The following is a 1,499-nucleotide window of genomic DNA, read 5'->3' as shown; positions in this document are numbered from 1 at the left end:
GCCTCCGGTCGCGGACACGCGGGTGCCATTCTGTTCGGTGTAGTCATCGGCACGAATGCCCGACCACGCAAGTTGCGCCTTCGGCTGCAGGAAATAGCTATTTCCTGCACGGCTGCCCAGATCAAACACATAACCGCTTTCCAACGAGGTGCTCAGCCCTTTGGATTTGTCGCTTTCATTGGCCAGTTCGTCACCTTTCACAGTGTTGTTAAACCAGCTGTACTGCAACAGGCTGTCGACATACAGCCCCGCTTCATCGGAACCGTTGGCGTACCAGGTTCCGTACAGGCCTGCGGTATATCCGTCTACCTCGCCCTTTGCCCGATAGCCGGTTATATCGGAAGTGGTCGTGTTGCGGTCATTGCCATATCCCGCCAGGCCACCCAAACGCCAAGTGCTGCCATTGCGACTGCTACCGCCTGCCAGGTCTCCGCCCAGCAGCACGCTGTAGCGATTCGCCTTCATTTTCAGTTGCCCGCTGGAGTCTTCGGAGCGATTACGACCGCCACCCGTGCGCATCCACAAACTGGTCACCTTGTGCTCGCCAGTTACCTCGTCGGTGTACTCTGTTTCGCCGAGACGATCGTCAAGATTTGCAGTGAACATGCTATTCGCCCCGGCGAGGTTGCCGATGTAAGCACCTGCTTCTGGACGTAGAACTTGCACACCCGGTGCTGGGTCAACGGGTGGCGTAACCGGGGGATCAACAGGAGGGATGGCTGGAGGAGTCAAACTACTACTGAGATACCAGTTATTAGCGTCCGCACCCGTACCGCGCATAAGGCTGTAATCGTAAGCCCCCGCTGCGATACGGCCCTGTTGTGTGGACTGGCCCCTGCCAAACCGGACACCAATACCCCGTTAAATTGATGCCGCTGCCAAGCGCCTAAACTCCCTTGGTGAACGGTATTTCAACGCGCTGTGCGGATGCTCCTCGTTGTAATGCTCAAAGGCAATCGTCAGGTTGCGCAAGGCTGTTTCACGGTCAGGTTTGGGCATGTGCGCGACGTAGTCGCGCTTCATCGTTTTGACGAAGCTCTCGGCCATGCCGTTGCTCTGTGGGCTGCGCACCGGTGTCGTCACCGGCTGCAAGCCTATCTGTCGGGCAAACAGGCGTGTCTGTTCCGCGATGTAGGCCGAGCCATTGTCGCTCAGCCATTGCACCGGAGTGGCAGGCGCCTCTTCACCGAAGCGTTTTTCCACCGCCTCCAGCATCAGATCACGGATATCGTCGCCGCTGTACCCGGTCGGGCTGGCCACCCAACCGATGGCTTCGCGGTCGCAGCAGTCTAGGGCAAAGGTCACGCTCAGCTTGGCGTTATCATCACAGCGAAACTCAAACCCGTCCGAGCACCACCGGGTATCGCTGGTGGCGACGGCAATGCGGCCTTCGTGGCGACGCGCCACGCCGGGTTGTTTAATTCGTCGCTCAAGCAGCAACTGATGATCGCGCATCACGCGATAGACCCGCTTGACGTTGATCGGCGCCTGACTTTGTT

The 1,499-nt window shown here is 58.5% G+C and carries 2 protein-coding genes; both read right to left on the bottom strand.

Translation table 11 applies throughout. From position 1 onward, the window contains the following. The coding region (locus tag F8N44_RS30025) for an autotransporter outer membrane beta-barrel domain-containing protein (protein ID WP_224794839.1) at window positions 1-810 on the bottom strand (810 nt) is incomplete at its 3' end. Window positions 811-861: 51 nt separating this feature from the next. Further along, a partial coding sequence (locus F8N44_RS30020) for an IS3 family transposase (RefSeq protein WP_150649842.1) occupies window positions 862-1,499 on the bottom strand: 638 nt, incomplete at its 5' end.

The sequence above is a fragment of the Pseudomonas fluorescens genome (genome assembly GCF_902497745.1).
Taxonomy (GTDB): domain Bacteria; phylum Pseudomonadota; class Gammaproteobacteria; order Pseudomonadales; family Pseudomonadaceae; genus Aquipseudomonas; species Aquipseudomonas fluorescens_BM.
This window is presented reverse-complemented; position numbering and strand designations above follow the sequence as displayed.